The sequence below is a fragment of the Frondihabitans sp. PhB188 genome (assembly GCF_003752365.1).
In the GTDB taxonomy this organism is placed as follows: domain Bacteria; phylum Actinomycetota; class Actinomycetes; order Actinomycetales; family Microbacteriaceae; genus Frondihabitans.
Map to the genome: position 1 here is coordinate 116,657 of NZ_RJUO01000005.1, position 23,669 is coordinate 140,325.

Here is a 23,669-nt window from a genome sequence, read left to right on the forward strand (position 1 = left end):
TGATGAGCGGAACGCTTGGCGTTACCAGCCCGTGATGGTAGCAAGCCTAATAGCCGAACCCCTGGGAGGCCGCCACGCGGGCGGCGTCCCAGGGGTTCGGGTCGAGCGGTCGAGCGTCAGCCGACGAGGCCGCCGCGGATGGCCATCTCGGTCTCCTGGTGCGTGGGGGCGGAGTCGTCGAGCGCGATCACGCCGTAGTCCCAGCCCTTGCGCCGGTAGACGACGCTCGGCCGGCCGTCGTTGGCCGAGTCGGTGAACAGGTAGAAGTCGTGGCCGACGAGCTCCATGTAGTAGAGCGCGTCGTCGACGGTCATGGGCGTCGACGCGAACGTCTTCTCGCGGATCACGACGGGGCAGTACTCGTCTTCGGCGGGCTCGACGGCCTCGTCGACGGTGGCGATCGCGCCGGTGCGCACCTGCTCCAGCGTCTCGGCCGACGCCGGGATGATGCCCGCGCGGCTGAAGTCGGCGGCGGCGGCCTCGTGCAGCGAGGTGGGCCGGTGCTGGCCGCGATGCACCTTGCTCCGGTCCTTCGCTCGGCGGACGCGCTCGAGCAGCCGGGCGATGGCCAGGTCGAATGCGACGTACTTGTCGGATCCGCTCGACTCCGCGCGGACCAGCGGGCCGGGGCCGATCAGGGTGAGCTCGACGCGGTCGTCTCCCGACGTCGAACCGGATTTCTCGTTGTGCCTCGACACCTTGATCTCGAGCGCCAGTGCTCGGGTGGCGAGGGAGCCGACCTTCTCGGCTTTCTCGGTGGCGTACTCGCGGAATCGATCGGTGATACCCACGTTTCGACCCGTTACGGAAATGTCCATGACGTTCCTCCAGCCACTTCAGCGTGCCGCCGTTCGTGTAGGCGGTAGTGCTTTCACGCCTCGTAGGGCCACCGTAGTGACGTCGGCACCGCGATGTCACGACCTGTTCACCCATTCTTCGCACGCTCCTCGAATTCGCACCTGCCACGCAGGCGGCACCAATACGCTCGGGGTCCGCGCGTCGATTCCGCCAGGTGATCTCCCCTCACGATCCGGCGCTCGAAACGTCGTGGTCACGATCGCCCGCTCAGGATCGCCCACTCAGGGGCACGGCTGCCAGCGCGCACACCCCGACGACACGAGCCCCGGCCTCCCGGGCGGCCCGGCAGGCCTCGGTCAGCGTGGCCCCGGTCGTCATCACGTCGTCGACGATCACGACGCTCCGGCCCGCCCAGCGCGTCGAGCAGACGAGCCTTCTCGATCGGTGGCGCTCGGCCCGCCCGCGTCCTTTCTGCTGAGCGGAGCTCCCATGGCGCAGGAACTCGAGGCCCCGCCGCCCGGGCACAGCCCCCGCCGCTCGAAGAAGAAGCTCGACGGGGTCGCACCCGCGCCGTCGCCGGCCCGAGCGCGACGGGGGCACCGCGAGCGCCACGAGGGGGTGCGCGTCGTCGGGGGCCTCGGCCGCGAGAAGGGCCAGCGCGCGACCGAGCGGCGGAGCCAGAGGCCGGGCCAGGCGGAGGCGCCCGCCGTCCTTGAAGGCGAGCACGGCGTCGCGGGCGGAGCCGGCGTAGACGAGCCCGGTGGCGCATGGGGTCGCATCGGCCAGGGCGTCGAGGCGGGGCAGGGCGGCGGCGAAGCGCGCGCGGCAGCGGCCGCACAGGTCGATGTCGGGCGCACCGCAGCCGGCGCAGTCGACGGGGGCCACCAGGGCGAGCGCGCCACGGAGGGAGGGCGCGGCGCGGACCCAGAGGGCGAGGAGCAGGGGCAGGAGGGGCATGTCTCGATGGTGCCGGCCCCGAGTTCCTGCGCCCCGAGAAAGGGCCTGCCTGTGGACAGACGAGAGCCTGTGGACAGAGCCCGGCTAGCGCTGCGTCGCCAGGAGGTCGGCGCTGATGCCCGTGTCCTCCCAGCCGTTGCCACGCGGCTCGAGCAGGGTGCCCGACGCGGTCAGCACGCGGACGCCGTCGGCGCCGTTGCCCCCGACGAGGTTGACAGCCGTGCCGCTCGGGGTCCCGAGGTCGGTGCTCTCGCCGCCGACATCGTGCTCCGAGACCAGAGACGATCCGGTGCCGCTCGTCGACAGCGTGCCGATCGTGAGCTCGTCGACCCACGTGACCGAGACCGGGCTGCCCGCCGGCGGCGTCAGCTCGAGCGGGTTGCCGAGCGCGGTGGGCATGTGCTTGGCGTCGCGCTGGATCGACGCCACCAGGAGGCGGGTCGTTCCGGCGTTGTCGAGCAGGATCGCCACTCGGGTGCCGTCACGCGACACCGTGAAGCCGACGAGCTGCTGGTCGCTCGGCAGGTCGGTCGAGACCGGGTGGGCCACGCCCTCGGCGTCGTACGCGATCATCGAGCGCGGGTCGTCTGTCTGCGCGCTCCAGACGAGTCCCTGGCCGTCGAGCGTGGGCGCGGCGAGGCCCGACCTCGAGTCGACGCGGCGCGAGACGCCCTGGTCGGTCACGACGAAAGTGCCGTCGGCGGTGCCGACCGCGGCCGTCTTCTGGTCGGTCGAGAGCTCGACCGACGTCGGCTTGAGGGCGACGACGGCCTTCGACAGGCCCGCGACGGGAGAGACCGACGATGCACTGGCCCAGCCGAACGCGCCCTTCGACAGCACCAGCGGCCGGGCGTCGACCTGCGGGTCGGTGAGGGCCGCGCCGCCGGTGTCGTTGGGGATCGAGAGGTTTGCCCCGTCGGCCGAGATCTCGACCGCGCTCACCGTCGTGACCGTCGAGAAGCTCGCCACGAGCTGGGCGCGCATCCGCGAGCGCTCGGTCGCGTCGAGGCCCTCCACCCCGCTCGACAGGTCGACCCGGGCGGTGCCCGACGACACGGTCACGGCCCCCGGACCGAGCTTGGCCTTGGCCGGGAACGCCGACTCGACGGCTCCGTTGAGCCACGGTGACGGGCCGCCGAGAAGCGCCTCGACGATGTGCGTCGTCGGCGACGTGCGCGCCAGGAACCACCGCTCGTCGGGCACCAGGTAGGTGAACGTCGGATCGTAGAAGTAGATGGCGTGCGGCCGGAAGACGAGGTCGAAGTTCGCCGTCGACAGCACGATGCCCGACGGCGCCCGGCTGATTCGCCACTCGCCGCCGACCTTCTGGAAGGCGAACTGCAGGCTGACCGTGTCAGACGGCTGCGCCTCGGCGTAGTGCCCCTCGGCGTCGACCGACGCGACGCTCTGCACGGTGTAGGTCGCGGCGCCGTCTGTTCCGGCGGCGAACGTGCCCGAGCCCTGGCGGACGACGACGCCCGCACGGGGATCCCACTTCTTCGCCTCGGTGCTCGTGAGGTACTGCCGCGCCACCTTGTAGTCGCCCTGCGAGCCGGTGCCGGCCTCGATGAAGCCGCGAAGGATCCGCTCCTGGTCGCTGCCGGCGATCGGCCCCGACGGCAGGTACTCGATGTCGCTCTCGATCTTGTTGCTGATCGGGTCGCCGGTCTCGACCCCGCCGGTCGACGGGATCGTGGCGCAGCCGACGAGCACGACGACCGAGGCCGCCGCCACGAGCGCTGCCCGGACCGCCCGCATCATCCGGCCTCCTCCCCGCCCGGGAGCGTCAGCGGGATCGGCGCCGCTGCAGCGATGCCCACACCGGAGCGCCGCGGCAGCGTGACCACGAAGCGCGTGCCGACGGCGACCGCCGAGCGCACCTCGAGGCGGCCGCCGTGCAGCGCGGCGTCCTCGCGGCTGATCGACAGGCCGAGTCCGGTGCCGCCGATGGTGCGGCGGCGAGATGGGTCGGCTCGCCAGAACCGGTCGAAGACGCGCTCGGCGTGCTCGGGCAGCATGCCGGCGCCGTGGTCGTCGACCGCGATCGCCACCGCGTCGGAGTCGCTGTCGACGGTGATCTCGATCGACCGGCCCTCGCCGTGCTCGATGGCGTTTCCGACGAGATTGCGCAGGATCCGCCGAAGTCTGCGGGGGTCGACGTCGGCCTCGAAGTACCCGCCCCGGGCATCCACCGACAGCACGCTGCCGGCCCCCTCGGCCAGAGGCACGAACTCGTCGACGGTCTCGCGCACGAGCCGCACGATCGCCACCGGCTCGGTCTCGAGCTCGACCGCACCCGCGTCGAACCGCGAGATCTCGAGCAGGTCGGCGAGCAGCAGCTCGAATCGGTCGACCTGGGTGTGGAGCAGCTCGGCCGTGCGCGCCGAGGCCGGGTCGAACGAATCGCGGTTCTCGTAGAGCACGTCGCCGGCGAGGCGGATGGTGGTGAGCGGCGTGCGCAGCTCGTGCGAGACGTCCGAGACGAACAGCTGCTGCATGCGCGACAGGTTCGCCAGCTGCTCGATCTGCCGCTGCATGGCGTCGGCCATGCCGTTGAACGACCGGCCGAGGGTCGCGATGACGTCCTGGCCGGCCTCCGGAATGCGCTCCTCGAGCTGCCCCGCGGCGATCTTCTGGCTCGTCTCCGCGGCGAGGCGGATCGGGCCGACGACTATCCGGACGACGACGTAGGTGATCACGGCAATCAGCAGCACCAGTGCGATCGAGCCGATGGCCAGCGTCTGCTTCATGAAGTCGAGCGTCTTCTGCGCGTCGCTCAGGTCGGAGACCAGGTACAGCTCGTACTGGCCGGCCGTCGGCACCTGCAGGGTCGACCCGACCGCGAGTCCCGGCTGACGGCCGGTGCTGGTCGTGAGCGAGACCGGCTGCAGGTGGATGCGGTCGGTGTCCTCGGCGACGGCGTTCCGCAGCGCCTTCGTGATCGACGCGCTCGGGAAGTCGGGGCTGGCGATGTTCTGGATCGTCTGCGACGTCGACTGGCCCGGGGTCCGCAGGATGGCGATGCTCGTGCCGCCGGGGCTCGAGGTCGCCGAGAGGATCGCGCTCTGCGCCTGGTTCTGCAGCCCGTCGAGCTCGACCTGGTTGCCGCTGTCGGTCGAGGTCGCCGTGTCGAAGATGTTCTGCGCGAGCTGGGTCGCCCGCTGCGACTCCGACTCGATCTGCGTGCGGCGCTGGTCGTAGACGTTCGTGCCGATCGAGATCGAGATGGAGGCGCCGATGACCGTGACGGCGATCCCCGACAGCAGCACCGTGATCAGGATGGTGCGGAACTCGAGCGACTTGCGCCACAGGCCGAGCACCCGGCCCGGCCAGGACCGCCAGTCCGAGAAGGTCCGCCACGGCGCAGCCGGCATGACGGAAGCGCTAGACACTGGCGCCGGCGCGGTACCCGACGCCGCGCACCGTGCTCACGATCCGCGGGTTGTCGGGATCGTGCTCGACCTTGGCGCGGAGGCGCTGCACGTGCACGTTCACCAGGCGGGTGTCGGCCTTGTAGTGGTAGCCCCAGACCTGCTCGAGCAGCATCTCGCGCGTGAAGACCTGCTGCGGCTTTGACGCGAGGGCGAGCAGCAGCTCGAACTCCAGCGGGGTCAGGTTGATGACCGCGTCTCCGCGGCGCACCTCGTGCGCGGCGACGTCGACCGTGAGGTCGCCGACGGCGAGGGTGTCGCTCGACGGCTCGGCGATGGGGCGAAGCCGCGTGCGGATGCGCGCGACGAGCTCCTTCGGGTTGAACGGCTTCACGACGTAGTCGTCGGCGCCCGACTCGAGGCCCCTCACGACGTCGCTCGTGTCGCCCTTCGCCGTCAGCATGATGATGGGCACGCCGCTCTCGGCGCGCAGGAGGCGGCAGACCTCGATGCCGTCGATGCCCGGGAGCATCAGGTCGAGCAGCACGAGATCCGGCGTCGTCTCGGCGAACGCCTCGAGAGCCCCGCTGCCATCGGCGCAGAACGACGCCTCGAACCCATCGGCACGGAGCACGATGCCGATCATCTCGGCCAGGGCTGGGTCGTCGTCAACCACCAGGATGCGGGGGGTCATGGTCTCCACGGGTAAGAAGCGCCGCGCGATGCGGGTCGCTCCACAGTAGCGAACGGCGCTGGGATCGCCACAGGCAAGGCCATCGGAGGCGCTCAGCCTTCAGCTCCGGTGTCGGCGGCCTGTGGTTTCATGGTTCAAAGCACGGACGCACGCACCACGGGGGATCCATGAGCACGGACGCACCACGCAACGCCGACGAGGGCTCGCCCTGGGCGGCGCCGGGTGGCGCGTCGCCGCGGCCGAGGGGTGTGCCGGCGGTTCCGCCCGTTCCTGCGCCCGCCGCCCCGCCCGCGCCGCCTCCGGGCTACGGCCAGCCCGCGCCGCCTCCGGGCTACGGCCAGCCCGCACCGCCCGCCGGAGTCGCGCCTCCCGCCTACCCTCGGCCTGGCGGCATGCCGCCCGCCTATCCACGGCAGGGTCCGCCTCAGGGGCCGCCGCCCGGGTGGGCGCCGCCGCCGAAGCCGGGCCTCGTGCCGCTGCGGCCGCTCACGCTCGGCGACATGCTGGGCGCCGCGTTCCGGGTGTTCCGGCGGAATCCGCTGACCACGTTCGGCACCGCCCTGCTCTTCTCTCTCGGCTCCACCGTCATCGTCGCCGGTGTGGGCGCGCTCATCGTGGTAGGCGCGGTCGGCCGCTACCAGAGCGCCCTCCCCCAGGACCGCGACTCGATCCTTCCCGGCACCATCGCCGGCGGCGCGCTGGCGCTGCTCGTGCCCGTCTTCTTCCAGGTCGGGGTGCAGGCGATCCTGCAGGGCGTGCTCGTGCTCGAGACCAGCCACCAGATCGTCGGCGAGAAGATGCGTCTTCGCGGGCTCCTGCGCCAGGCCCGGGGCCGGATCTGGGCGCTGATCGGCTGGGCCGCGGCCATCAGCGGCGCTCTGCTCGTCGGGATCGGCATTCTGGCGGGCGTCGTCGTGCTGCTGGTCGTGGGGGTCGGCCAGGCCGCCGGCATCACCGCGGGCGTGCTGGTCGGCGTCTTCGGCAGCCTCGGAATCGTCGTGCTCGCCGTCTGGGTGGGCACCAAGACGGTGCTCGTGCCGAGCGTGCTGCTGCTCGAGCGCCTGGCCTTCCGCGCAGCGATCGCCCGGTCGTGGCGACTCACCCGCGGCAGCTTCTGGAAGACGTTCGGCATCATCGCGCTCGTCGCCGTCATCGTCTCGGTCGCGTCGAATGTCGCGAGCGCGCCGGTGTCCTTCATCGGCGGCCTGGCCGGCGGGCTCCTCGCCCCGAACGGCAGCGACGACTCCAGCGGCGCCGTCGTCTCGTACGTCCTCATCCAGGTCGCGTCGGGTCTCGTCGCGCTGGTGGTGGGCGCCATCGGCTCCGTGATCCAGTCGGCGACCGTGGCCCTGATCTACGTCGACCTCCGGATCCGCCGCGAGGGGCTCGACCTCGACCTCGTCCGCTACGTGGAGCTGCGCCAGCACGGCGTGACGCCGCTGCCCGACCCGTACCGGCCCCCCGGGGCCCCGACCGCTCCCCCCGGAGTCGCGTGAGCGCCCCGCTCTCGCCTGGTGCCGACGAGGCCCGCAGGCTCCTCCAACAGGAGCTCGCCAAGGCCGAGTACCAGAACGCCAAGCCGGGCCTGCTCGACCGTGTCGCCCAGTCGTTCTGGGACTGGGTCAACTCGCTCGAGTTCGGCTCGGTCAAGGGCGTGCCGGTGCTGGGCATCCTCGTCGTGCTCGCGATCGTCGCCGTCGTGCTCCTCGTGGTGTTCCGCGTGTACGGGGCGCCGCGACTGAACCGCAAGGCGTCGGCCGCGTCGACGCTCTTCGGCGAGAACGACGACCGCTCCGCCGCCGACCTCCGAGCCGCGGCCGCCCGCGCTGCCTCGGCCGGCGACCACGATCTCGCGGTCGTCGAGGCCTTCCGCGCGCTGGCCCGGGCGCTCGACGAGCGCGACGTCGTCTCGACCAGCCCGGGCACGACCGCGCAGGCGTTCGCCGTGAGCGCGGGCGAGGCGTTCCCCGACCTCGCTGGGCGGATCCTCGACGCGTCCGGCTCGTTCGACGGCGTCCGCTACCTCGAGCGCTCCGGCACCGCAGCCGAGTACGAGCGGGTGCGGGAGCTCGACGGGGCTCTCGAGACGGCCAGCCCGGCCCGGCCGATCGGCGTGCCCGCATGACCGACACCGCGACCCGGCCGCGCCGTACGGAGGCCCCCGGCCCGCGGGTGCCGGTCGTCGTCCGCACGCGGATCCTGCTCGGGCTCGGCGCCGCCGTCGTCGTCGCCGTCCTCGCCCTGCTCGTCGTCGGCGGTCTCGCCGGCACGACCGGCAGCGCCCTCGACGCAGCCAGCACGCAGCCGAGCGGCGCCAAGGCGCTGGTCAGCGTGCTTCGGGGTCAGGGCATCGACGTGACAGTGACGACGACGCTCTCGTCGACTGCGGCTGCCGCGGCGGACGACCCCGCCGAGACGACGATCTTCGCCCACGACTCGAACGGGTACCTCGACGCCGACCAGTGGCGGCGCCTCGCCGGCGCCTCGTCGCACCTCGTCGTCGCGGCCCCGGCGCAGACGGCCCTCGACGCCGTCGCACCCGGCGTCACCGCGTCGACGAAGGAGCTGACCGGCACGCTCGCGCCGAGCTGCGACCTTCCGGCACTCGCGCAGTCGAGCCGTGTCACCGGAGACGGCAGCCGCTACACCGTGGCCGCCGGCTCCGACGCCGACCGCTGCCTCCCCGCCACGAGCGGCGGCGGCTACGGCCTCGTCCAGCAGCCGTTCGAGGGCTCGACCGTCACTGTCGTCGGCACGACCTCGGCGCTCAGCAACGAGAAGGTCGCCGACCTCGACGACTCCGCCTTCGCGCTCGCGCTCCTCGGCGACTCCCCCACGCTCGTCTGGTACCTCCCCTCCGTCGACGATCTGCCGAAAGGCACCGGCACCCTCGCCTCGCTCACACCCGGCTGGGTCACGCCGAGCATCGCACTGATCTTCGCCGCCGGGATCGCGGGCGCGTTCTGGCGGGGCCGCCGACTCGGTCCCCTCGTCGTCGAGAACCTGCCCGTCGTCGTGCGGTCGACGGAGACGACCGAGGGCCGGGCGCGGCTCTACCAGCGCGGCGCCTCCCGGGTGCACGCCCTCGACCAGATCCGCGTCGGCGCCCTGTCGCGGCTCGCCCTCGCGGTCGGGCTCGGGCGGGGGGCCGACGTCGACCAGGTGGTGCGGCGGGTGGCCCAGTTCCTGCGCGTCGACCCCAAGCAGGTGCGCCACGTGCTCGTGGATGCCGTGCCCGGAGACGACGCCCACCTGATGGCCCTCAGCGACAGCCTGCGCGACCTCGAAGCCGCCGTCGCGCGAGCCGTGCGGCCCGGGGCGAGACCATGACGCGCCCGACCCGGCATCGCCCGATCCGAACCAGCACCCCGCCCCTTCGACGGAAAGACTCATCGGCATGACAACGACCCCCACGAACTCCGACCTGCAGCAGTCGTTCGCGCGAGTCCGCGAAGAGGTAGGCAAGGCCGTCGTCGGCCAGGACGGCGCCGTCTCGGGCCTCATCGTCACTCTGCTCGCGTCGGGCCACGCGTTGCTCGAGGGCGTTCCCGGCGTGGCGAAGACGCTGCTGGTGCGCGCTCTCAGCCACAGCCTCAGCCTGGAGACGTCGCGCGTGCAGTTCACGCCCGACCTCATGCCCGGCGACATCACGGGCTCGCTCGTCTACGACTCGAAGTCCGGCGAGTTCGAGTTCCGGCAGGGGCCGGTCTTCACGAACATCCTGCTGGCCGACGAGATCAACCGCACGCCGCCGAAGACCCAGTCGGCGCTGCTCGAGGCCATGGAGGAGCGCCAGGTCTCGGTCGACGGGGTCTCGCGGCCGCTGCCCGTGCCCTTCCTGGTAGCGGCGACGATGAACCCGGTCGAGTACGAGGGCACCTACACGCTGCCCGAGGCGCAGCTCGACCGGTTCTTGATGAAGCTGACGCTCGGCCTGCCCGCCCGCGACGCCGAGGTCGAGGTGCTCGCGCGCCACGCGGCGGGCTTCTCGCCCCGCGACCTCAGCGCCGCCGGCGTCACGCCGGTGATCGGCGAGGCCGACATCCTGGCGGCGCAGGCCGCGGTCCGCCAGGTCGGCGTGCGGCCCGACGTGCTCGCCTACATGGTCGACCTGGCCCGGGCGACCCGCGAGAGCCCGTCGGTGCGGATCGGCGTCAGCCCGCGCGGATCGACGGCCCTGCTCGCGGCGTCGAAGGCGTGGGCGTGGCTCACCGGGTTCGACCACATCACCCCCGACCACGTGCAGGCCATGGCCATGCCCGTGCTGCGCCACCGCCTGCAGCTGCGCCCCGAGGCCGAGCTCGAGGGAGTCGACGCCGACTCGATCCTTGGCTCCGTGCTGCAGCAGGTGCGGGTGCCGCTCTAGCCATGGTCGTGACCGGATGGTTCGTCCTGCTCGTCGCCCTCGGCGTGGTGCCGATCCTCGTCGCGCCCAGCCCCTGGGTGCTGCTGGCGTGGATCGTGCTCTGCGTCGTGCTGCTCGTCGTCGACGTGCTGCTGGCGGCGTCGCCGAAGAAGGTGCGGCTCACGCGCGACCTGCCGGGCTCGATCCGCCTCGGCGAGAGCGCCACGTCGACGCTCTCGGTCTTCAACGAGAACCGGCGCAGGATCCGCGGAACCATCCGCGACGCCTGGCAGCCATCGGCCGGCGCCTCGCCGTCGCGCTTCCGTGCGGGCATCGACCCTGAGCGCCGGGTCGTGCTGACGACGGGCCTCACGCCGTTCCGGCGGGGTGAGCGCCGCGCTTCGGCCGTGACCGTCCGCACCCTCGGCCCCCTCCGGCTCGCCGGGCGCCAGGCCACCCACCCCCTCGCCGGAGCCGTGACCGTGCTCCCCCGGTTCTCGTCGCGCAAGCACCTGCCGTCGCGGCTCGCCCGCCTGCGCGAGCTCGATGGCCGCACCAGCGTCATGGTCCGCGGCCAGGGCACCGAGTTCGACAGCCTGCGCGAGTACGTCCGCGGCGACGACGTGCGCTCCATCGACTGGCGCGCGACCGCCCGCCGGAGCGACCTCATGGTGCGCACCTGGCGGCCCGAGCGCGACCGCCGGGTCGTGATGGTCGTCGACTCCGGGCGCACCAGCGCCGCCCGCGTCGGCGACGAGCCCCGCCTCGACACGGCCTTCGAGGCGGCGCTTCTGCTCGGCGCCCTGGCGACGCGCGCCGGCGACCGGGTCGACCTCGCGATCGCCGACCGCCGCGTCCGCGCGAGAGTGCAGGGCGCGAGCGGGGCCGACCTCCTCTCGCAGATGGTCTCGGCCATGGCGCCGGTCGACCCCGAGCTCGTCGAGACCGACTGGGCCGCTGTGCCCGCGCTCGTCCGTTCGATCACGACGCAGCGGTCGCTCGTGGTCCTCTGCACGACGCTCGACACCCCTGGCGCCGCGCGCTCGCTCCTCGCCGCCGTGCCGCAGCTCGCCAGTCGGCACCTGGTCGTCGTCGCGAGCGTCACCGACCCGGCGCTGACCGCGCTGACGACGGCGCGCGACACCCGCGACGACGTGTACCGGGCCGCCGCCGCCGAGCGCGCGCTGCTGGACGTCGCTCGCGTCTCGGCCGCCCTGCGGCAGCTCGGGGCCGACGTCGTCACCGGGACCCCCGCCGACCTGCCGCCCGCCCTCGCCGACCGCTACCTCGCCCTCAAGGCGGCGGGCCGGCTGTAGCCGCGCCGCCGCCGCCGCACCGCGGCACCGCCGCCACGCCCGCCGCAGCCGCGCCGCCGAGATGGCCGTCGCCGTCGCCCGCGCCCACCCCACCCGACGCCCAGGGCCACCTCGCGCCGCGCGCCGCGCCGCCGCCGCGCCCGCCGCTGCCGCCGCAGCCGCGCCGCCGAGATGGCCGGCGCCGTCGCCCGCGCCTGACCCACCCGACGCCCAGGGCCACCTCAACGCCGCGCGCCGCGCCCGCCGCCGCCGCGCCGCCGCGCCCGCCGCCGCCGCCGCCACCGCCGAGATGGCACGCCTCACGGCAGGAGGGACGGATCTCGCCCCGACGTCAGCCGGAGACCAGCCGCCGCGCCCCCGCCTCGAACTCGTCCAGGTCGCCGGTCTGGCCGGCACGGTGGGCGCGCCCCCCGACGACCCACTGGTAGACGAGGAAGGCCGCGAGCGCGACGGTCCCGATCCCGATCTTGATGGCCCACGGCCACGGCTGGCGGGTGACGAACCCCTCGATCACGCCGGAGACCAGCAGCGACAGCATCAGGCCGATCGCGATGGTGAACAGGGCGCGGCCGTCTTCGGCGAGCGCCTGCCCGCGGGTCCGGGCGCCGGGCGCGATCCACGACCAGAAGATCATGAGCCCGGCGGCCATCGACACGAACAGGCTGTACAGCTCGAGCTGACCGTGCGGGGCGATGTACAGGAAGAAGTAGTCGAGACGCCCCTGGTCGGCCATGATGCCGGCGGTCAGCCCGACGTTCTGCGCGTTGGTCAGGAGGATGTACGGCACGAACAGGCCGGTGATGCCGAACGCGATGCTCTGGGCGGCGATGAACGCGTTGTTGGTCCACACCTGACCCGTGAACGACGATGGCGGGTTGTCGGAGTAGTAGTCCACGAAATCGCCGGTCGCGAACTGCCTGCGGAACTCCGGTGTGCCGAAGGTCGCGAGCACGGCCGGGTTCGACGCGGCCCAGGTCGCGAACAGCACGGCGACGACGACGGTGACCCCGGCGGTCACGAGCGACAGCCAGCGCACCCGGTAGAGCGCGGCGGGCAGCTGGGCGACGAAGAACGCGGGGATCTGGGCGGCGAGGTTGCGGCCGGCCCCCGTGAAGCGGAGGCGGGAGCGGCTCAGGGTCAACGAGAGGCGGTCGGCGGTGCCTGACGTTCCTGCGCTCGATTTCATGGCCGAGAGCTGGGCGGCGCCCGACTGGTACAGCTCGATGAGCCGGTCGGCGTCGTCGCCCTCGAAGCGGCGGCGCCGGGACAGCGCGTCGAGCTCCGCCCAGTCGGCGGAGTGGGCGCTTGCGTAGGCGTCGAGATCCATTCTGATTAGATACTAGGCATGGCTGGTCGTCGCGTCCGCAAGGACTCCCCCGTCGCGTTCGACGCATTCGCGCCCGACGACGACGAGCTGGTCACGGGCGAGGCCGTCGGGCTCGACGTGCGACCGGCGTCGTTCGTGCTGCGGCTGGCGGGTGTGGCCATCGACTACGCCGTGTACTTCCTGGGGCTCATCGGACTCCTGATCCTGCTGTCGCTCGCCGCCGAGAACAGCCTCGTCGACGACTCGACCGCCCAGGCGCTCGTGATCGTGTCGCTCGTGCTGGCCCTCATCGTCGCGCCGACGGTCGTCGAGACGGCCACGCAGGGCAAGTCGCTCGGCAAGCTCGCGGTGGGCGCCCGGGTCGTCCGACTCGATGGTGGCGCCATCGGGCTGCGCCACGCGTTCATCCGCGCCCTCGTCGGCATCCTCGAGATCGTCGCGACCACCGGCGGAGTGGCCGTCGTGGTGGGGCTCCTGAATTCGAGGTCCCGCCGCCTGGGCGATCTGCTCGCAGGAACGTACGCCCTCAACGAGCGGCCTCCGAAGGCCGGGCGCGTGGTCTACGCCGTCCCGCCCGAACTCGAGGCGTGGTCGCGGATCGCCGACGTGGCGAGGCTTCCTGATTCGCTGGCTCGGCGCATGTCGTCGTTTCTGCAGCAGTCCGGGGCGATGACGCCCGACAGCCGCATCCGCGTCGCGTCGGGTCTCGCCGCAGAGGCGTCGGCGTTCGTGTCGCCGCTGCCGGAGGTCGCGCCCGAGCTGTTCGTCGTGGCCGTGTCGGCCGTGCGCCGCGAGCGCGAGTCGCGGGCGCTGGCGGCCGAGGCCGCGAACCTCGAGCGCCTGTCGCCGGCGCTGACGGGGCTGCCGGCGGGGTTTCCGAGGCGCTGATCCCGGCCTTGCCCGTCCGGGCGCTATACCACGATCAGGACTCGGCACCATTCCACCAGCCCGCGACACCACGATCAGGACTCGGCACCACGCAATGCGGTGGTGTGGAGTCCCGATCGTGGTGCGGTGCCAGGGGGTCCGGGCCCATCGACGCCGCCGCGCGGCTAGAGAGCGCGCCGCAGCCGCAGGCTGTTCCCGACGACGACAAGAGACGACAGCGCCATCGCCAGCCCCGATACGACGGGATTGAGCAGGCCGAGCATCGCGATCGGCAGCGCCGCGACGTTGTACGCGAACGCCCAGAACAGGTTGACCTTGATCGTGCGCAGCGTCTTGCGCGCGACGACGAGCGACTCCGCGATCAGGCGCGGGTCGTCGCGCACGAGCGTGATGTCGCCGGCCTCGATCGCGGCGTCCGAGCCGCCCCCGAGCGCGATCCCGACGTCGGCCCCGGCCAGAGCGGCCGAGTCGTTGACGCCGTCGCCGACCATGGCCACCACGTGGCCCTTTGACTGGAAGGACCGCACGGTGTCGAGCTTTCCGCCGGGCAGGACCCCGGCGACGACGCGCTCGATCCCGAGTTCCTGCGCCACTCGCCGCGCAGCGCCCTCGTTGTCGCCGGTGACCAGCACCGGAGTGAGGCCGAGTGCGCGGAGGTCGGCGATCGCCTGGCGACTGGTGGGGCGCACGGTGTCCGACACCACGATCACGCCACGGGCGAGGCCGTCCCAGGCGACGACGACCGCGGTCGCGCCGCTCTGCTCGGCGGTGTCGACGGCATCCTGAATCGACGCGTCGAGCGTGACGCTCCACGCGTCGGCGATCCAGCCGGGCCGGCCGACCGCCACGAGGGTGCCGTCGACCAGAGCGTGGGCTCCCTGGCCCGGCGCCGACCGGAACTCCTCTGATTGCGGACGCAGGAACTGCCCGCCCTCGCCGGCCTCCACGATCGCGCGCGCCACCGGGTGCTCCGAGAACCGCTCGACCGCCGCTGCACGGGCGAGCACCTCGGGGTCGACCTCGTTGGTGACGGCCATCAGTCCCGTCGTCAGGGTTCCGGTCTTGTCGATCAGGACGGTGTCGACTGCGCCGGCGCGCTCGATGACCTCGGGTCCGCGGATCAGGATCCCGCGCGTGGCGCCGAGACCGGTGCCGACGAGCAGGGCGGTCGGAGTCGCCAGTCCGAGCGCGCACGGGCAGGCGATGATGATCGTCGCGACCGCCGCGGCCACGGCGACGGACGGCGCGGAGCCGGTGAGCAGCCAGAGCACCAGCGTCAGGAGGGAGAGCCCGATGACGACGGGGACGAAGACTCCTGAGATGCGGTCGGCGAGGCGCTGCACCTGCGCCTTGCCGGTCTGGGCGCTCTCGACGAGGCTCGCGATGCGGGCGAGCTGCGTGTCGCTGCCGACGCGCTCGGCGCGGACCGTGAGGTGGCCGCCGGCGTTGAGGGTTCCGCCCGCCACGACAGCGCCGGGGGCCACTTCGACAGGAACGGATTCTCCGGTGAGCATGCTCACGTCGACCGCCGAGGTTCCTGAGACGACCACGCCGTCGACCGGGATCCTCTCCCCCGGGCGGACGGCGACCACGTCGCCGACCTGCAGGGCCGCGGCGTCGACCGTGGTCTCGACTTCATCGCGCACGAGAGTCGCCGTACGCGGGGCGAGGTCGAGCAGGGCGTGCAGGGCGCGGCCGCTGGTGACGCGCGCCTTGGCCTCGAAGTAGCGTCCGGCGAGCAGGAAGACCGTCACGACCGAGGCGACCTCGAGGTAGACGTCTCCGCTGGCCGACCCGGACCGCCCGAACAGGCGCAGCTCCATGTGCATGCCGGTCATCCCCGCGTCGCCGAAGAACAGGGCGTAGACCGACCAGCCGTAGGCCGCCGTGACGCCGAGCGAGATAAGGGTGTCCATCCCGACGCCGCCGTGCCGAGCCTGGCGGACGGCCATCGAGTGGAACGGCCAGGCGCCCCAGATCGCGACCGGGCTCGCGAGGGCGAACGCGAGCCACTGCCAGTCGGCGAACTGGAGCGGCGGGACCATCGACAGCACGAGGACGGGCAGGGCCAGGATCGCCGACACCACGACGCGCTGCCGCAGGTCGTCGGCGGAGCCGTGGTCGTGCTCGCCGGAGGCGTGCTCAGACGCGGCGTGTTCGGGCGCGGCGTGCTCGGGCGCGGCGTGTTCGGGCGCGGCGTGTTCGGGCGCGCGGTCGCCGGACGTGCCGCGGCCGGGCTCGACGGGCGTCGAGGCGCCGCGGTCACTGTGGGTCGCGGTGGCCCCGCGATCCTGCGCCCGGCCGTCTCGGGTCGGCCGCGACGGAGCCCGCAGCACCCGCGCGCCGTAGCCGGCGGCGGCGACAGCGGCGAGTGCGACGTCATCTGGCGCCTCGGACGGGAGCTCGACGCGGGCGCGCTCGGTCGCGAGGTTCACGGATGCGGTGGCTCCCGGGATGCGGTTGAGCTTCTTCTCGACGCGAGCCGCGCAGCTGGCGCAGGTCATCCCCTCGATGCTCAGGTCGACGTGGCGGCGGTCGAGGTCAGGGGTGCTCGGCGTGGTGCCGTCGACTCCGGGCGTCACGACCGGGCCGCCAGGGCGTAGCCGGCCTCGTCGAGGGCGGCACGGACGTCGTCACCCGGGAGAGGGGCGGCGCTGGTCACGGTCACGGCGCTCGAAGCGCCGGGCTTCAGGTCGACGTCGACCGAGGCGACGCCGTCGAGGGCGCCGAGCTCGGACGAGACGGAGTGCACGCAGTGGGCGCAGGTCATGCCGTCGACGAGGTACGTGGTGGTGGTGGTCATTCGGGTCTCCTCCGAAGTGATGGGGTCGCGCGTCACGAGCGCACGAGGCGGGCGATGGCGGCGGACGCCTCCTTGACCTTCTGGTCGGCGATGTCACCGCCCTGGCGCGCGGCCTCGGCGACGCAGTGGGCGAGGTGGTCGTCGAGCAGCTGGAGCGCGACGGTCTCGAGGGCCCTGGTCGCCGCCGACACCTGGGTCAGGACGTCGATGCAGTAGGTGTCTTCCTCGACCATTCGCTGCAGGCCGCGGACCTGCCCCTCGGCGCGTTTGAGGCGCTTGATGATGAGCTCTTTGTCGCCGCTGTAGCCGACGTGCGCGCTGTGGTCGTGGGTGGTGCTGTGGTCCTGGGTGGTGCCGTCCATGTCGTTCCTCCATACCCCCTAGGGGTACCGCCACCCTACGCCTCCGCACCGTCGAACGGTACCCCCCGGGGGTACCTGCCACCGCCCGCCCTCCGAAATTCAAGGAGAAATGTGCGCGCGGCGCCGATGCGAGACGGATCGGCGGCCTCCGCCGCAAATATCTCCTTGAATTTCGGCGGAGACGCGGGCCCGACGACGAAGCCCCCGCCGACGGCGGGGGCTTCGGAACGACGCGGACCGCGCCTACGCCCGGATGAGCGCCAGCACTGCGTCGCGCACGCGCTCCATGCCCGCCGGCGTCGCCGCCTCGGCGTTCAGGCGCAGCAGAGGCTCCGTGTTCGACGGGCGCACGTTGAACCACCAGAACTCGCCGTCGTCGAACGAGCCCGAGACGGTCAGCCCGTCGAGCTCGTCGAAGTCGCCGACACCCGTGTAGGCATCGACGATGCGCGCGTAGGCCGCGGGTACGTCGTCGACGACCGAGTTGATCTCGCCCGACGCGGCGTAGGGCGTGTACCGGTTCGTCAGCTCGGAGAGGGGGGCGTCGCCGCCGCCGAACTCGGCGAGCACGTGCAGCGCCGCCAGCATTCCGTTGTCGGCACCCCAGAAGTCGCGGAAGTAGTAGTGCGCCGAGTGCTCGCCGCCGAAGATGGCGCCGGTCGACTTCATCTCGTCTTTGATGAGCGAGTGGCCGACGCGGGTGCGCACGGGCGTGGCCCCGGCGGCCTCGATGGCCTCCGGCACGGCGCGCGAGGTGATCAGGTTGTGGATGACGTTGATGCCCTCGGTCGGCGACGCCGCGCGGACGCGCGCGATCTCGCGGACGGCCACGATGGCTGCGACGGCCGACGGGGTGACGGCGTCGCCGTTCTCGTCGACGACGAAGCAGCGGTCGGCATCGCCGTCGAAGGCGAGGCCGAGGTCGGCGCCGTGCTCGACGACGGCCTTCTGCAGGTCGACGAGGTTCTTCGGCTCGAGGGGGTTCGCCTCATGGTTCGGGAAGGTCCCGTCGAGCTCGAAGTAGAGCGGCACGATCGTGATCGGCAGCGCGGGGAGGCCGGCGGCGGTCTCGAGCACGGCCGGGACGGTGAGGCCGCCCATGCCGTTGCCGGCGTCGACGACGATCGTGATCGGGCGGATCGTCGACAGGTCGACCAGCGAGCGGAGGTAGGCGGCGTACGACTCGAGGGCGTCGAAGGGGGTGACGGCGCCGGGCTCGGCGACTGGCTCGATGGCTCCCGCGCCCAGGTAGGCCGATGCTCGATCGCGGATCGAGGCCAGGCCGGTGTCGAGGCTGATGCCCTGGGCGCCCGCCCGCGAGAACTTGATGCCGTTGTAGGTGGCCGGGTTGTGGCTCGCCGTGAACATGGCGGCGGGGGCGTTCATCGAGCCCGACGCGAAGTACGTCTCGTCGGTCGAGCAGAGGCCGAGCAGGGTCACGTTCGCCCCGCGGGCGGTGGCGCCGCGGGCGAAGGCGGCGGCGAACTCGGGCGACGAGTCGCGCATGTCGTGGCCGACCACGATGCCGGCGTCGCCGAGCGTCGACGGACCGATCTCGTCGGCGAATGCGGCACCGAACGCCTCGACGATCTCGGGCGTGAGCTGGCTGCCGACGAGCCCTCTCACGTCGTACGTCTTCACGAAGGCGGAGAGGTCTACGGAGGCGTCAGATGTCATGCCCCAAAACTACATGCCGCACGACCTGCCACCCCTGCGGGGCCGACAATCTCTCGGCATGCACGGCGCACAGGTCGTAGCCGTGCGGCTCGACGGTGCCCGACAAGGGGCCCACCACCGCCATGGAGTCGGCGTAGTCGTAGGTCAGGGTGGCCACGGCCTCGTTCTGGCACGTGACCTTGCTGCAGGGTCGCCCGTTCATCGAGATCCAGGGTACTTGCCGCCGCCGACACTCGCCGACGGATGTCTCGCGACGAAGGCGGCGACTACCATGAGCGAATGGCTCGATCCCGAAGCGTCCGCGTCACGGGACGCTCCACGTTCCGCGACCGCCACGGGCGGGGCCTGCGGTCATCGGCGGCGGGTCCGCACCTGCCCTTCCTGCAGACGCGCATCGACCTCTTCGACGACATCGTCGGCGCGGCCGCGCAGTACCTCCGGGAGCTCTGGCCCGACGACCTCGCCGACGTGACCTTCGAGGTCGCGGGCCTGCCGGGCGAGGGGTCCGACGGCCTCGTGCGCTACCGCGTCGATGCCCGCCGCCGCAGCATCGTGCTGTACCGCCTGCCGATCGAGCGCCTCGCCAAGCCGCGCGAGCCGCGGGGCACGCAGGACGCTGCATGGGACCACCGCATGACGATCGAGGGCTACGTCTTCCGCGCCGTCGGCGAGCTGATCGGCAGAGACCCCTGGGACCTCGCGCCCGACCGCTACCGCGACCGCTGAGCCTGTCGCTGCGATCGCAGGCAGCGGGCGCAGGCAGCGCAGGAACCAGCCGATCCGATCAGGGGTAGACCGTGACCGGCCGCGACACCGCCGTCGGCGACTCGAGCGCGTACGACGCGATCTGCGTCGACGAGTTGAAGCTGATCGACGCCCGGAGCCCGTCTCCGTCGCGGATCGAGCCGACGGCTCGCGCGTTCACGGCGCGGGTCACCGATCCTCCGGCCGGCACTGAGAGCGTCACGGTCGCCTTGCCCCGCACTGCCAGCGACGTCGTCACGGCCCGCGAGGTGGGGTTGGCGAGCGTCAGCGTGGCCTCCGGGCCCGCCGGAACGGTGAACAGCGTCTCGCCGTCAAGGGCCGGGGCGGCCGCCGCCCACGAGAGGTCGGTGACTCCCCCGGCGCCGATGGTCGACGAGCGGACTCCGGCCACGATCGGCTGCGACGACTGGACCGTGGCCGTGTAGGTGCCGGTCTTCAGACCGTCGAGCGGGATGTCGTCGACCTGGCCGGCCTCGGCCGTCTCGGTGAAGGTCGCGCCCGTGCCGTCGGCCGTGCGGAGCTGGATCGAGAGGTCGGCGTTCGCGTCGCCGGGCACGAAGACGCGCAGGGCGGTGACGAGGTCGCCGTAGCCGTCCTCGGCCGCCTTGGCCTGGAGGGCGTCGCCACCGCGCACGACGATGCCGGGCACCGTCACGGTCGACGCGGGAGCCGCCGAGGCGCTGACGGTGTCGAGGCCGCCGGCCCGCAGGGTGCGGACGACGCTGACCTGGAGGTCGGCGACGATCTGGCCGCCGGTCGAGGTCACGTGGACGACGGGCGAGGTGAGCCCGGTCGCGAAGCCCGAGAGCGGCACGACCTTCTGGCTGTTGGGGGCGACGACGATGCCGGTGAGGCCCGGACCGTCGACCGTGCCCGACTCGCCGAAGACCGACAGGTCGACGGTGGAGTTCACGTCGGTGGGATTGACCAGCGAGATCAGGGTCGTGCGGCCGGTGTCCGTCGAACCGCCGACGAGCCAGGTCGAGCTGGTGGGCTCGGCGCACGACGAGGCCGCGAAGCCGGTGAGGTCGGAGGTCGCGGACGACGCGCTCTGAGCGGCGGCGACCAGGGGCACCGTCGTGGAGCCGCCGGACGCGGCCGTGACGAGCAGAGGGTCGGAGCCGGTGCCGTCGGCGCCCGCGAGCGTCTTCGTGGTCGGGGCGTCGCCGCCGCCGGCCGCCGTCACGGTCGCCGCGGTGCCCACGGCCGACACGGAGGTCGCCGACGCGCCGGAGTCGCCCGAGAGACGCAGGAGCGACCCTCCGCACACCCGCTGCTGGTCGAGCGCGACCGGCGTCACGATGCGCCCGGCGGGGGTCTCGCTCAGCGTCGGCAGCGGCACCAGGACCGCCGCCGCGACGACGGCGCCGCCGACGGCGAGCGCCACGACGCCGAGGCCCAGGCGGAGTCCGGTCGACTTGGCGGTTCGCCTACTCATCTCGCTCCTCGTCGAAGGTGGTCGCCGGCTGCTCGGCCTCGGGGGCGCCGGGGCGCACCCGCCGGCGGCGCGGCGCGGTCGGGATGGCCAGCAGCAGCGCCGAGCCGAAGATCAGCGCCCACGACGTGAGCACGATCGGGCGCAGCGGCCCGCCGGTCGGGTGCCGGGTCGTCCGCTCGGTCGCATCCACGTACCGCCAGAGCTGGCCGGACGACGTGTCGGCGGCCTTCAGCAGCAGGGCGTTGCTGCCGAGCACCTGGGCTGCGCGCTGGTTCAGTGCGGCGGCTGGATCCTGCTTGTTGGTGTCGTCGAGCAGGACGAAGCCGACGCCGAGCTCCTTCAGCACCGGGGCCGGGTCGTAGCCGCTGCGGCTGACCAGGTTGCCGGCGAGGATGGTCAGGTCGCGACTGGTCGACGAGAGCTGCTGCTGCGTCGAGTCGAGCGTCGACTGCTGGTCGAGGGTCTCGCCCTGTCCGCGCTCGAGCGACACGGCGAGCGTGCCGTCGGGCTGCGGGGTGAGCACGAGCGTGCCGACGTCGGGCTTCGCCACGGCCTCGGCTGTCACGTAGGCCGAGAGGATCCTGCCGTCCGAGGGATGGATCAGGGCCGTGCCGCCGAGCGTCGCGATCAGGACCGGCACCGAGGCGGCGACTCCGAGCACGGCGAACAGGAAGCCGAGCGGCGGCGTGAACCGCGGGATGCGGTCGAGGCTGACGACAGCGGCGCCGATCATGCCGAGGAAGTACAGGCTGAGGCCGCTGCCGGCCCAGACGCCGGTCGTCGAGCTGCCGACACCGGTGATCGCGAGGTGCGTCGCGGCGACCGCGGTGGCGTAGCCGAGGAGCGCGACGGCGAGGCACGCGATGGCACGGCCGCGGGTGGGCAGGAAGACCGAGACGACGGCGAGGATGCCCAGAGGCAGGAGCGCGAGCGCGACGAGGAAGGCCATCGTCGCACCGCTGATGCCAGCGCCGGCGACGAGAGCCGTCCAGCCGTTGAGGCCGGTCTCGGGCGAGCCGAGCAGGAGCTGCAGCGGCGACGCGGCATCGGCCCGCGACGGCGCGCCGGGGTCGGCGAAGAGCGCCCACCAGGTTCCGCGCGAGACCTGCGCGATGGCCAGCGGCACGAACAGGGCGAGGGCTGGCAGCGGGATCCCGAGCATGCGGTGCGTGCCGCGGGGGCGGGTCGCGATGGCGCCGAGCCACCCGATGACGAGGGCGGGCAGCAGAGAGGGGGATCCTGCCGCGATCAGGGCGAACAGGATCGACGCCGCCGCGCCCGCCGACCACGAGCGGTGCGACGCCACCATCGTGACCACCAGGAACGGCAGGAGCGCGTGCGCGACGAGGGCCCCGAGGTGGCCGGTCTGCATGGCCGACAGCACGGGCGGCGACATCGAGTAGACGAGCGCGGCGATGGTCGGCACCCAGGTGCGGCGCGTGATCAGACGGGCCGCGAACCAGGCGCCGAGTGCCGAGAGAGGCAGCGCGACGAAGTAGAACAGCACGATGCCGAACGACGGCGCCCAGAACGTGATCGTTCCGAGGATCGCCACGAGCCCGGCGAACGGGTCGGAGGGGCCCACGTAGCCGGTGCCGATCTCGTGCCAGCCGTAGCCGACCGAGTTCCACAGCGATGCGACCGTGGTGCTGACCGGGAGCAGCCCGCCTCCGGTGATCGCCTGCGCGCTCAGGAAGGGGAAGAAGGCGACGATGCCGACGACGGCGGCCAGCAGCGTGATCCAGAGGCCGCCCGAGCCGACGAAGCTGGCGCGGGGCGTCGCGGAGTCCTCGATGCCGGCGAGCTGCGCGTCGCGCTCGTTGACGCGTCGCTCGCGTACCTGCGTGACGGTTGCCCGGAGCGGCCGGATCGCCCCCCAGGAGGCGGTCTTCGTGCGCCGGAGGTTCGCGCGCGCCCGGGTGATGCGCGACCCGCCGAAGGCCGTCGCGAACGCGGTGCGGAACTCCCCGATCGCAGCACCCGGGTTCTTCACCAGGAGGTGCCAGAGCGAGCGGACGAAGGCCAGCGGCACCAGGCTCAGCCAGTGGAGCGGCAGAGCGGCGAGCGGCGCGTAGACGAGGCGGCGGTGCAGCTGAGCGGCACGGGTCAGTCGCGCCTGCCGGGCGTGGCCGCCGGGTTCGCGACCGAAGTCCTCCGGTGGCCCCGCCGACTCGACGCGGGCGGACGGCACGAGCACGACGCGGTGCCCGGCGAGGCGGGCGCGCGTCGAGAAGTCGAGCGAGGCGTCGATGTGCGGGAGGCCAGGATCGAAGCCGCCCAGGGCAGTCCAGACGCTCCGGCGCACGAGCATGCCGCCCGCGGCGACGCCCAGCACGTCGGCGTGCGAGTCGTGCTGCCCCTGGTCGAGCTCGCCCGCGACGAGCGGCATCGAGCGGCCGAGCACGGTGACGGTCTCGCCGAACTCCGAGATGACGCCCGGCTCGGACTGCCGCATGAGCTTCGGGCCTGCCACGGCCACGGACGGCGCGACCTCGACGGTGGCGAGCAGCTCGGCCAGCGCCACGGCCTCGGGAGCGTTGTCGTCGCCGAGGATCCAGAGCCACTCGTCGTCGCTCTCGGGAGCCGGACCGAGCACGCGGACGGCGTGGGCCACGGCGGCGCCGATCGAGGTGACGCCCGGCGCGGAGACCATCTGGGCGGCGCCGCTCAGAGCGAGGCGGCCGGCGTCGGAGTCGGCGGGCGATGCATCGACCACGACGAGCGCCTCGGGCGGTCGCGTCTGTTGCGACAGCCCATCGAGGGTTCTGTCGAGGGAGGCCGCACCGCTCGGCGCGACGAGGATCGCTGTGACTCTCGGCTGCATGACGGTGAGACTCTAAGTGCCCCGCAACGCCGGACGGCGCACCCGGTGGGCGCGCCGCAGCGATTCATAGGTGGGGATCAGCCCGGTCAGCCGAGTGCCGGACG

Annotated in this window: 20 protein-coding genes; 7 read left to right on the plus strand and 13 right to left on the minus strand. The window is 72.8% G+C overall.

What is annotated here, in order from left to right; translation table 11 throughout:
- Positions 1–116 precede the first annotated feature (116 nt).
- The 5 genes from hpf to mtrA form a co-directional block, all read right to left on the minus strand.
- Positions 117–818, minus strand: coding sequence for a ribosome hibernation-promoting factor, HPF/YfiA family (gene hpf / locus EDF46_RS15560; RefSeq protein ID WP_123507237.1), 702 nt, complete (start codon positions 816–818; stop codon positions 117–119).
- A 247-nt stretch (positions 819–1,065) separates the two neighbouring features.
- Positions 1,066–1,755: a ComF family protein gene (locus EDF46_RS15565; protein WP_123507238.1), complete on the minus strand. Its 690-nt coding sequence runs from the start codon at positions 1,753–1,755 to the stop codon at positions 1,066–1,068.
- 84 nt (positions 1,756–1,839) lie between these two features.
- A complete protein-coding gene (locus EDF46_RS15570; protein ID WP_158614276.1) occupies positions 1,840–3,513 on the minus strand; it encodes a GerMN domain-containing protein in 1,674 nt (557 codons plus the stop codon).
- Positions 3,513–5,129: an MtrAB system histidine kinase MtrB gene (mtrB, locus tag EDF46_RS15575; RefSeq protein WP_123507240.1), complete on the minus strand. Its 1,617-nt coding sequence runs from the start codon at positions 5,127–5,129 to the stop codon at positions 3,513–3,515. Before mtrB ends, EDF46_RS15570 begins: the two co-directional genes overlap by 1 nt.
- A gap of 10 nt (positions 5,130–5,139) precedes the next feature.
- On the minus strand, positions 5,140–5,820 hold the full coding sequence (mtrA, locus tag EDF46_RS15580) for an MtrAB system response regulator MtrA (protein ID WP_123507536.1): 681 nt from the start codon (positions 5,818–5,820) through the stop codon (positions 5,140–5,142).
- Positions 5,821–5,987: 167 nt separating this feature from the next.
- On the opposite strand from mtrA, the gene EDF46_RS15585 reads away from it, so the two are divergent.
- The 5 genes from EDF46_RS15585 to EDF46_RS15605 all read left to right on the plus strand — a co-directional run bounded on the left by EDF46_RS15585 (position 5,988) and on the right by EDF46_RS15605 (position 11,481).
- Positions 5,988–7,316 (plus strand): hypothetical protein, encoded by a 1,329-nt coding sequence (locus EDF46_RS15585; RefSeq protein ID WP_148061235.1) that lies wholly within the window; start codon positions 5,988–5,990, stop codon positions 7,314–7,316.
- Entirely contained in the window at positions 7,313–7,945 is a 633-nt protein-coding gene (locus EDF46_RS15590) for a DUF4129 domain-containing protein (RefSeq protein ID WP_123507242.1), read from the plus strand. The genes EDF46_RS15585 and EDF46_RS15590 overlap by 4 nt, the downstream gene beginning before the upstream one ends.
- Positions 7,942–9,150, plus strand: a complete 1,209-nt coding sequence (locus EDF46_RS15595; RefSeq protein WP_123507243.1) for a DUF4350 domain-containing protein — start codon at positions 7,942–7,944, stop codon at positions 9,148–9,150. Before EDF46_RS15590 ends, EDF46_RS15595 begins: the two co-directional genes overlap by 4 nt.
- A gap of 67 nt (positions 9,151–9,217) precedes the next feature.
- On the plus strand, positions 9,218–10,186 hold the full coding sequence (locus EDF46_RS15600; protein WP_123507244.1) for a MoxR family ATPase: 969 nt from the start codon (positions 9,218–9,220) through the stop codon (positions 10,184–10,186).
- A 2-nt stretch (positions 10,187–10,188) separates the two neighbouring features.
- Entirely contained in the window at positions 10,189–11,481 is a 1,293-nt protein-coding gene (locus EDF46_RS15605) for a DUF58 domain-containing protein (RefSeq protein WP_123507245.1), read from the plus strand.
- A gap of 331 nt (positions 11,482–11,812) precedes the next feature.
- Here EDF46_RS15605 and EDF46_RS15610 read toward each other — a convergent pair whose 3' ends face one another.
- Positions 11,813–12,808 carry a stage II sporulation protein M gene (locus EDF46_RS15610; RefSeq protein WP_123507246.1) on the minus strand — a complete coding sequence of 332 codons (996 nt, stop codon included), beginning with the start codon at positions 12,806–12,808 and terminating at the stop codon, positions 11,813–11,815.
- Between the two features lie 18 nt (positions 12,809–12,826).
- Between EDF46_RS15610 and EDF46_RS15615 the strand changes: the two genes are divergently transcribed.
- A complete protein-coding gene (locus EDF46_RS15615; protein ID WP_123507247.1) occupies positions 12,827–13,696 on the plus strand; it encodes an RDD family protein in 870 nt (289 codons plus the stop codon).
- A 164-nt stretch (positions 13,697–13,860) separates the two neighbouring features.
- Here EDF46_RS15615 and EDF46_RS15620 read toward each other — a convergent pair whose 3' ends face one another.
- The 5 genes from EDF46_RS15620 to EDF46_RS15640 form a co-directional block, all read right to left on the minus strand.
- Positions 13,861–16,278 carry a cation-translocating P-type ATPase gene (locus EDF46_RS15620; RefSeq protein ID WP_255410972.1) on the minus strand — a complete coding sequence of 806 codons (2,418 nt, stop codon included), beginning with the start codon at positions 16,276–16,278 and terminating at the stop codon, positions 13,861–13,863.
- A complete protein-coding gene (locus EDF46_RS15625; protein ID WP_123507540.1) occupies positions 16,275–16,499 on the minus strand; it encodes a heavy-metal-associated domain-containing protein in 225 nt (74 codons plus the stop codon). The genes EDF46_RS15620 and EDF46_RS15625 overlap by 4 nt, the downstream gene beginning before the upstream one ends.
- 32 nt (positions 16,500–16,531) lie before the next feature.
- Positions 16,532–16,861 carry a metal-sensitive transcriptional regulator gene (locus EDF46_RS15630; RefSeq protein WP_123507248.1) on the minus strand — a complete coding sequence of 110 codons (330 nt, stop codon included), beginning with the start codon at positions 16,859–16,861 and terminating at the stop codon, positions 16,532–16,534.
- Positions 16,862–17,104: 243 nt separating this feature from the next.
- Complete coding sequence (locus tag EDF46_RS15635; RefSeq protein ID WP_123507249.1) at positions 17,105–18,538, minus strand: phosphomannomutase/phosphoglucomutase; 1,434 nt, start codon at positions 18,536–18,538, stop codon at positions 17,105–17,107.
- Positions 18,528–18,740, minus strand: a complete 213-nt coding sequence (locus EDF46_RS15640; protein ID WP_123507250.1) for a DUF3499 family protein — start codon at positions 18,738–18,740, stop codon at positions 18,528–18,530. The genes EDF46_RS15635 and EDF46_RS15640 overlap by 11 nt, the downstream gene beginning before the upstream one ends.
- 77 nt (positions 18,741–18,817) lie before the next feature.
- On the opposite strand from EDF46_RS15640, the gene EDF46_RS15645 reads away from it, so the two are divergent.
- Positions 18,818–19,264: a metallopeptidase family protein gene (locus EDF46_RS15645; protein WP_123507251.1), complete on the plus strand. Its 447-nt coding sequence runs from the start codon at positions 18,818–18,820 to the stop codon at positions 19,262–19,264.
- Positions 19,265–19,322: 58 nt separating this feature from the next.
- On the opposite strand, the gene EDF46_RS15650 is transcribed toward EDF46_RS15645, so the two are convergent.
- Positions 19,323–20,741, minus strand: coding sequence for a DUF5719 family protein (locus EDF46_RS15650; protein ID WP_123507252.1), 1,419 nt, complete (start codon positions 20,739–20,741; stop codon positions 19,323–19,325).
- Positions 20,734–23,565 carry a glycosyltransferase gene (locus EDF46_RS15655; RefSeq protein WP_123507253.1) on the minus strand — a complete coding sequence of 944 codons (2,832 nt, stop codon included), beginning with the start codon at positions 23,563–23,565 and terminating at the stop codon, positions 20,734–20,736. The genes EDF46_RS15650 and EDF46_RS15655 overlap by 8 nt, the downstream gene beginning before the upstream one ends.
- Positions 23,566–23,669 lie beyond the last annotated feature (104 nt).

What these genes read in the sequence shown, in the direction of transcription:
- hpf (WP_123507237.1), bottom strand. Translation starts at nt 818, where the DNA reads ATGGACATTTCCGTAACGGGTCGAAACGTGGGTATCACCGATCGATTC.
- EDF46_RS15565 (WP_123507238.1), bottom strand. Translation starts at nt 1,755, where the DNA reads ATGCCCCTCCTGCCCCTGCTCCTCGCCCTCTGGGTCCGCGCCGCGCCC.
- EDF46_RS15570 (WP_158614276.1), bottom strand. Translation starts at nt 3,513, where the DNA reads ATGCGGGCGGTCCGGGCAGCGCTCGTGGCGGCGGCCTCGGTCGTCGTG.
- mtrB (WP_123507240.1), bottom strand. Translation starts at nt 5,129, where the DNA reads ATGCCGGCTGCGCCGTGGCGGACCTTCTCGGACTGGCGGTCCTGGCCG.
- mtrA (WP_123507536.1), bottom strand. Translation starts at nt 5,820, where the DNA reads ATGACCCCCCGCATCCTGGTGGTTGACGACGACCCAGCCCTGGCCGAG.
- EDF46_RS15585 (WP_148061235.1), top strand. Translation starts at nt 5,988, where the DNA reads ATGAGCACGGACGCACCACGCAACGCCGACGAGGGCTCGCCCTGGGCG.
- EDF46_RS15595 (WP_123507243.1), top strand. Translation starts at nt 7,942, where the DNA reads ATGACCGACACCGCGACCCGGCCGCGCCGTACGGAGGCCCCCGGCCCG.
- EDF46_RS15600 (WP_123507244.1), top strand. Translation starts at nt 9,218, where the DNA reads ATGACAACGACCCCCACGAACTCCGACCTGCAGCAGTCGTTCGCGCGA.
- EDF46_RS15605 (WP_123507245.1), top strand. Translation starts at nt 10,189, where the DNA reads ATGGTCGTGACCGGATGGTTCGTCCTGCTCGTCGCCCTCGGCGTGGTG.
- EDF46_RS15610 (WP_123507246.1), bottom strand. Translation starts at nt 12,808, where the DNA reads ATGGATCTCGACGCCTACGCAAGCGCCCACTCCGCCGACTGGGCGGAG.
- EDF46_RS15615 (WP_123507247.1), top strand. Translation starts at nt 12,827, where the DNA reads ATGGCTGGTCGTCGCGTCCGCAAGGACTCCCCCGTCGCGTTCGACGCA.
- EDF46_RS15625 (WP_123507540.1), bottom strand. Translation starts at nt 16,499, where the DNA reads ATGACCACCACCACCACGTACCTCGTCGACGGCATGACCTGCGCCCAC.
- EDF46_RS15630 (WP_123507248.1), bottom strand. Translation starts at nt 16,861, where the DNA reads ATGGACGGCACCACCCAGGACCACAGCACCACCCACGACCACAGCGCG.
- EDF46_RS15635 (WP_123507249.1), bottom strand. Translation starts at nt 18,538, where the DNA reads ATGACATCTGACGCCTCCGTAGACCTCTCCGCCTTCGTGAAGACGTAC.
- EDF46_RS15640 (WP_123507250.1), bottom strand. Translation starts at nt 18,740, where the DNA reads ATGAACGGGCGACCCTGCAGCAAGGTCACGTGCCAGAACGAGGCCGTG.
- EDF46_RS15645 (WP_123507251.1), top strand. Translation starts at nt 18,818, where the DNA reads ATGGCTCGATCCCGAAGCGTCCGCGTCACGGGACGCTCCACGTTCCGC.
- EDF46_RS15650 (WP_123507252.1), bottom strand. Translation starts at nt 20,741, where the DNA reads ATGAGTAGGCGAACCGCCAAGTCGACCGGACTCCGCCTGGGCCTCGGC.
- EDF46_RS15655 (WP_123507253.1), bottom strand. Translation starts at nt 23,565, where the DNA reads ATGCAGCCGAGAGTCACAGCGATCCTCGTCGCGCCGAGCGGTGCGGCC.